A 7475-nucleotide genomic window follows, 5' to 3' on the forward strand; every position below is an offset into this window, starting at 1 on the left:
ACACCGGAAGCGGGGACGGATCTGCTCTAACGCGCGCGGGCGGGCCTATCGCGCGGAGCGCGCGTTCGTGGCCCCCGAGGGCGGCAGCGAACAGAGCCAGGAGTTGTGCAGGTCCTGCTGCCAGTAACCCCCGGGAGTGGGTGCCGACGCCGCGGAAGTCGAATGTCGCCGGGATATCCAACTCCTGCAATCTTTTTCGCAGGTCGTGCGTGCACTGGTTGGTATGGCTTCGAGGACATCGCCACTGGCGCTCTGGCTGACCAGCTTGCCGCCGTTGCCGTCGATGCCCGGACCGCCGGGTGTGTCCAGTGCTCCTGGTGTGCCGGTGCCGGTGGAGACGTAGATGGTGGTGCCGCGGAGTTGTTCAGCGTGGAGGTAGCGGTCGTTGGTGGCCTATTGGGGGTCGGTGGGCGGTCCCCACATGTTGAGGGTGTTGCCGCGCCAACGTGTGACAACGGCGGTGACCATGGCTTGGCCGCCTTGCGGGTCGCTGGCGCGCACACATCCGACTTTGAATCTCCGCGTTGCAGACCGGGATCCTGATCCTTCCCTTCGCGATCGGTGCGGCGCTGGGTGCGCTCACGTCGCCAGTTCTTGTAGCGCGGCTGGACAGCCGGGCGCTCACCCTGGGCGTGCTGGTGTTCGCGCTGGCGATCGCCGCTACTGCGGACGACGCTCTGGCCTACGTCATTCACCGGAGGCCCATCCGCGCTGCCGAGCTGGTCGATCGCACCCGCCTGCCAATAGGTCTGGGTTTCGTATGTACGGTGCGCCACGATGCGCCAGGGGTGCGCCGTACATGGCGGGCTGGCGCGGGGTGGCACCTGCGGTCGATGTGGGTCGTCGGGAATCGACGTACGGTGCGGTCGCGAGGGGACGCTGCGGGTGCTCGCGCGGCTCCGGCCATTGACCACCGCTCATCTCACAATTCCACACCGTCAACCGGTGCGGGATGCTGCGGTTCGCCCGTGCGCTCGGGGGCGGTGATGTCTGTCGGTCGCGGCGCGCGTTCGGTCGAGCGGCGGTGGGCCTGTTCGCGGTCACGTTCGGTGTCGGAGAGGGATGCGCGGCGGCGTTGTTCGGCGCGCAGCCGGTCGAGTTGCTGTTGCCAGTGTCGGTGGTCGGGAGAAGTAGTGGTCTCTTCGACCGGGGTGGTAGCCGGTGGTGAGAACTTTTCGGGGCGGGCGAGGATGTCGTCCCAGTGCTCGGGCGGGCCGGCGAGGAGTTCTGCGTCGCGGTGGGCGTCGTCTGCTGTGCGTCGAGCGGCGGCGACTGCTTGGATCAGCTGCTGTTTGGTGCGTCGCAGCGCGTCGAGTACGGTCTCGAGGCGCACGGGATCGCTGGTGGAGACGCGTTGCGTGCGTGCGGCGGCGATCTGGCGGCTGGTGCTGTGTACTTGCTTGCTCAGATCCTCGACGGCGGCTGCGGCCGAACGCGCGTGGGTGATCGCGTCGGCGGCCGCGACTGCCTGGGTCCGGGCAGTGCCGGGGTCGGTGCTCGGTGCGGCGGCGGGAAGGGTTTCGGCGGCATTCATGCTGGCGGTCAGCGCAATGTGGCGGCGGGTCTGCTCGATGCGGTCGCTCAATTCCGCATCCGACAGGTCACGTACAGGGGCGGTGGCTTCGGCACGGGCGTGTGCGGCTTCGGTGTCGAGTCCGTGGTCGAGCACCCAGGTGCGGATGCGGTGGCGGTGAGCGAGAGGGACGCGGCGCCAGTCGCGGTGCAGGAACGCCAACGCGTCCGGCGCGGGTCGGGTTGCGGCGACGTGCGCGCACCTGGCCTCGATGTAGCGGTCGGGCTCGTGGGCAGGAATGCCGCGCACGCCCTGATCACGGCAATCACTGCACAGCCCGTCATCGCGTTCGGTGTCTCCGGTGACGGGATCGAAGGCTGGCCGGTCGATGAGGGGGCGTTCGAATCCGCAGCCGACGCACGGTAGATCCCGCTGTGATTCCAGCAATGCTTTCAGGTGCTCATCCCGGCCGTTTTCGTTGCGGTGACGGGTGCGGCTCGGGTCGGTGTCGTCGTCGAATCGGTCATGGTCATCGCTCCGGTGCAGCGTGGGCCGGCGGACAGGGCGGTCGTCGCTGTCCACGATCCGAACCGATCTCACGGTCCGGCCTGATTCGCGCGGAAGGTGTTCGTCGTCGCGGGTCCGGTCATCGGCGTCGGGTTGGATGATGTAGTCGAGGTAGCGGGTGGTGTGGTCGTAGACGGCGTCCGGTTCGCCTTGCTGCTGGGAGGCGGGGATTTTGCGGGTGGGGTCGATCCAGCGGCGGGTGTTTCGGCGGTACTGGGGGTGGCGGGTGCTGTTATCGCGGCGAAAGATCCCTGGGTCGGTGTCGGGAATGCAGGCGCGTATGAGGTCGGCGCGGTCGGGGAATTGTGTGGCGGCGTGTTCCAGGCGGGCGCGGGCGACGGGGAAGGCGTAGCGGCGCAGAGTTTCCTCCACCCGTTGCAGGGTGTCGCGTTCCAGCGGGCTGGCATCCTCAGTGATCCGGGCGATGGCTTCAGCCGCGGAAGTGACCTGTCCGGCTTTGAACAGCTTGGCGACCGCGCGGATCTGCGCGGCCAGCGGCACACGCTCGCTCGGCGCGGTGGCCGGGGGAGAGCTGTCCGGCGCATGCGCGGCGGCGGGATCGGTCGCTGGCCGGGGTGCGAGGTCGTCCATGGTGGGCTCCGTAGGCGCGGACAGGGTTTCGGCGATGTGGTCGGGGACCGGGGGGATGTCGGGTTCTGTAGCGGGGTATTCGTCGAGGTCGGGGGCGTCGGTGTCGGGGGGTGGGTCGGGGTAGGTGGGGGCAGCACGGGTGATGGCGTCGATGCGCCAGGCCAGGGCGGTGGCGAACTGGCCGGGGCGTAGCCGGTCGTGGTGGTCGGTGCGGCCGCCGACGAGTAGTTCGCTGGCGACTTCGAGTAGTTCGTGAGCGCTCCAGCCGGATTCGGTGGCGCGGTCGATGGCGGCGACGACTTTCGGCCAGGCAGGGTCGGCCAGGATCCGGTCGGCGGCGGTGTCGCCGAGCACCGCCCGCAGTTCTGGTGTCCACGCCGGCGTCAGGGGTGTGTCGGGGTGGGGGGTGTCCAGGGCGCTGGGGCCGAGGGTGATGCGGGACCACAGCACGGCGGCGGGCATCTCGTGGGGCAACGGGCGTGCCGCGGCGGCGGCGTCCAGCAGTGCGGGGACGTCGATGCCGGCGCGGTCGGCGGTGTCGAGCCGTTCGGCGAGGATGGGCCAGAACGGGTCGTCGGTGACGCCGACGGCGATGCGTTTGGCGACGGAGGACCACTTGTTGGTGGCGAGGTTGACATCGCCGATCGCCTCGGCCGCGCGGGCGGTGAGCAGCTCGTGGTGGTGTCGTTCGGCGGCGACGAACCGGGACGGTCCGGCGGGGCGGCGGTCGAGGTCATCGACATGCGCCGCGGCCCGCCACACCGCGAGATCACCCAGCAATCCAGGGTCGGCGCCGACGAGCGGACGCGCCCACAGTGGTGCGCTGGCCGGGGTGAAACCGCCAGCCGCCGTGCGGATTTTCGCGGCGAGTTCGGTGATGACGCGTGCTCGGGCGGCTAGGAACCCCCCGACATCCGGGTCGCTGCGCAGCCGCTCCGGGATGCCAGGGATCCACGGCAGCGGGCCCGGTGGCGCGGAGTGGGCGCCGGAGGTGTCCAGCCGCCAATCCAGCACCGCGGCGACATCGTCGGCGGAGCCGAGTTCGCGGGCTTTGATCGCGGCGGCGAGTTCGGCGATGGCGTCGCGGCCGGCCAGCAGCAGCCGACCCAGATGCTGACGCAACACCCCGTAGCCGGGGCTGCGGGCCAAGCCCGGCCACAGCCTGTCGGTCTCGTGGTCGATGCGCGCCAACACCGACAGGCCGAGGACGTGGTCGATGGCGACGGCCAGGGCGTCGAGGTAGATGTCGGTGGCGCGCCCGAGCCGCCGCCGCGGGTCGAGCGCGTCGCGCAGTTCGGTGTGGGCGGATTTGTCGGTGTCGGCGCGACCGAGGATGCGGGTGAGGATCTCGAGGCCGGTGCGGGGCAAGACCGCTTCCTCGGTCCAGAACGAGGGTTCGTCGCCGTCGACGGTGGTGGTGAGATACAGGTGGTTGCCCGCGCGGCCTCGGGTGACCGCGACATACAGTTGCGGGCGGGTCTCGTGGCCGGTCAGCGCGGTGTGGCAGGTGTCGGCGGTGATGCCCTGGGCGGAGCCGATCGTGGCGGCGTACCCCAGCCGCACGTGAGCGGTGACGTAGTCGCCCGGTAACCACACCGTCTCGCCGAGCTGCCGGTGTTCGAGCAATTGCACCGCGCTCAGCGAGCCGTCCGCGTGCACGTGGGTGACGATCCACCGGTAGCCGTTGCGGACATAGTCGTCGTCGCCCACGGTGATGCGGGGGTTGTTGAGTCCGGTGCGGATCGTGTCACCCACCGACGCGTGCAAGGTGTCGGCCAATTCCACCTGCGCGCCCGCTGCTTCGCTGGCGAGGCGGTGGGTGCGGGCGAGCCGGTTGAGGTCGGTGACTACCGCGTGGTTGGCGGCGAGCATGACGCTGTCGCGTCCGGCGGTGTGGTCGGCCAGCCAGCCGGTGAACGCGGCGTCGGCGACGGCGGCGGGGCTGCCGACATGGATGCGGCCGTGGTCGAGGTAGTAGGCCAAGCCGGCTGGGTCACCTTCGCGCAGCAGCAGGCTGGCTTCGCCTTCGGCGTCGTCGGCGAAACGCACGATGTGGGTGAGGGTTTGGGTGCTGGGGCCGGCGGCGTGGATCATGTCCTGCACCGCGCCCCCGGCGTCGATCGCGGGCAGCTGTTCGGTGTCACCGACCAACCGGATCGTCGCTTTGCGTGAGCGCAGGAACATCAACAACCGCAGCCGGGCGGCGTTGGCGATCTGCACGTGTTCATCGACGATGACCAGCGTGCGGTCATCGATGTCCAGAACCCATTGCGGCAGCGGCGGTGGCAGCCGGTCGGGTTCGAACAGAAACCGCTCACGAGTCGGGGTGTGACGCGCCAGGACGTGCAGCAGTTTGTCGACCGTCTCCACCCGCACCCGAATATCTCCGGCGAGGACGGCGGCCGCCCGCGCGGTCGGCGCCAGCCCCAGCACGGTGCCCCCGCTGGCCAGCCAGGCGTCGGTCAGCACCCGCATCGCCGTGGTCTTGCCCGACCCTGCGGGCGCGTTGGCCATCTGCACCCCGGCACCGGAGGTCGCGAACGCACGGACCGTCGCCAACTGGCCCTCGTTCAACCGCCGCTGCCGATTGGCGGGATCCGCGCTGAACGCCGCGATCGCCGCATCCACCATCGCCGGGGGAACCGCGCGGCCATCGCGGGTTTGGGCCATTTCGATCAGATCCGCTTCGCCGGCGAGGACCTTCGGTGCGGTGTAGAGCTGGGCGTCGGCGGTGTTGTAGACCGAGTGGCCGTCTGCGCGGCGGAACAACCCCGGCACCGCCGCGAGTTCGGGATGGGCGGCCACGTCCGGGTCGCCGCGCGGGACCGACCGCGTCGGCGCAAGCGCCTGTTCCTCGACCGCGGCACCGACACTCGCCCACTGCGCGAACCCCACCAGGCCGCGTATCACCCGCTCGACTTCGGCGCGCACGTGCGCGCGCCGCCACACAGACCGCTGCGCTGACACCGTCGCGATCACCCGGTCCGCGCACTGGGTGATCCAGGCGGCGTCGATCACCGGCCGCACTGGCGCGCCGGGATGCAACGCGGCCGCGATCATCGCCGCCAACGCCGCCTGCCCGCCGAGCACGGCGAGGGCTTGGCGCCGCCACGCCGCGCGTTGCTCGGCCAGCGACCGTGCCGCTGGTTTGGGGCCGCGGGTGTCGAGGATGGCGCGTTGCACCAGCTGATACATCTCCACCGGCAGCGGTTCGCGCCCGTAGGTGGCCTGGTGTGCGACGGTCAGCTCACCCAGCCGCGCGGTGATCGCCGCATCACGCTGTGACCAGTGCTCGTTCAATGCCGGGTCCACACCCACGATCTCCCGGATCGGCCGCTTCCCCGGATCCAGACCCGCCCGCTCGGCGAACCACAACCCCAGCAGCCGCTCCAGATACATCTCCAGGCGGGTGTTGTAGATCTCCGACGCGGTGACCGCCGCACGGTAGAACATCGCGCCATCCAGTGCCCGCCACTGTCCATCGGCGGCTCGCACCTTGTTGGGGCACACCACATGGGTGTGCAGATCAGGGTCACCGGCGCGGGATTCGCGGTGATCGAACACCGCGGCGATCAGCCCCTCGACCTCCACTTGGCGGACCCCGTTGCGGCCGACCCGGGTGTAGGTGGCGTTCTGCTCGAGGTAGCGCATCGCATCAGCTACGGCGAGATGGTGGGCCTGCTCGATCAGTTTCGCCACATTACGGGGCGCGACCGCCCACAGCGTCGACACCGACTTCACCGGCGAGAACGTCCAGTCGAAACCCGCCACCGCCGTGGTGTGCTGACGCGAGTTCCGTGTCACCCACCCCGACAACTCCTGGTCATCCAAGGGTGGGCGGGCGAAGCGCTCGATGAACATCTCCCGCGCCACGCCGCTGCGGATCGCCGCCCGCTGCTCGTCCGGGATAGTCGCGTAACGATGTAGTCCGCGCGCGGTGTTGTAGTCGTTGAACGCGACCGCGCACCGTTTGCGGTACTCGCTGGCGCCGTTGTAGATGCGGAACGGCGCGCCCAACCTCGACGCCTGCGATGCCGCCCGCTTCGCGTCCTTACGTTTCGCGCCCCGGCGAATCTCTTCAGCGATCACCGCCGCTTCGATGGCATCGGCCTGCGGGTGCCGCCCCAACCCCAGCAGTGCCTTGAGCTGCGGCTCGGTTACAACATCCCCGGCATGCACCGCCGAACCTTCAACCGGCATGCCCCGGTAATGGATCGCCAACGAGGCCAGCCCCGCACCGAACCATCGCCCCGGCGATTCACCGCGCGCGGAGTAATAGTCCGCCAAGCTCGAACGCCCCCGCTCGGCCGCATCATGCGCCGCGACATGCCGCAGGTAGTACTGGTAGCCGTCGCCAGCGCTGATCTTGGCGAGGGTGACGGTCACCCCTCCATGACAGAACCCACTATGCTCTGTCGGCCAGCCGTTTCGGTGATGCAAACGGCATTAACGCATTCCAGCAATACATCCCCGTTATGAAAAAGTTATCCGGGATGCAAGAGGTATGACGGGCGAAAAGGAGAAAAGAAGGAGGAGAAGGCTGTCAGGGGATGGAAGAGAAAAGCGGGGTCAGAAGATAGTCAGGCGAAGCGGAGATGAAGTAGCGCGTTCGTTGGATGCACGTTTCTCAGGTGCATTGGTCGGCAAGTGACGTGGGCGGGTGCAAGCGCGAAGCGGTCGTGCTCGCCCTGTCTTCCGCTCGCAGCGCGACCTGTCGGCCCCGCCCCGGGGGGCCCCCGCCCCACGGGTGGGGCCCGGGGGGGGGGGCCCGGGGCGGTAACAAAGGGGACCCCAGGGTGGGGTA

1 protein-coding gene is annotated in these 7475 nt (G+C 69.4%); it reads right to left on the reverse strand.

Annotated elements, in window-relative coordinates; all coding sequences use genetic code 11:
• Positions 1 to 922: 922 nt before the first annotated feature.
• Positions 923 to 7057 carry a MobF family relaxase gene (gene mobF / locus ACFV2O_RS23365; protein ID WP_379253623.1) on the reverse strand — a complete coding sequence of 2045 codons (6135 nt, stop codon included), beginning with the start codon at positions 7055 to 7057 and terminating at the stop codon, positions 923 to 925.
• Between the last annotated feature and the right edge of the window lie 418 nt (positions 7058 to 7475).

This window comes from Nocardia sp. NPDC059691 (genome assembly GCF_042733915.1).
Taxonomy (GTDB): domain Bacteria; phylum Actinomycetota; class Actinomycetes; order Mycobacteriales; family Mycobacteriaceae; genus Nocardia; species Nocardia sichangensis.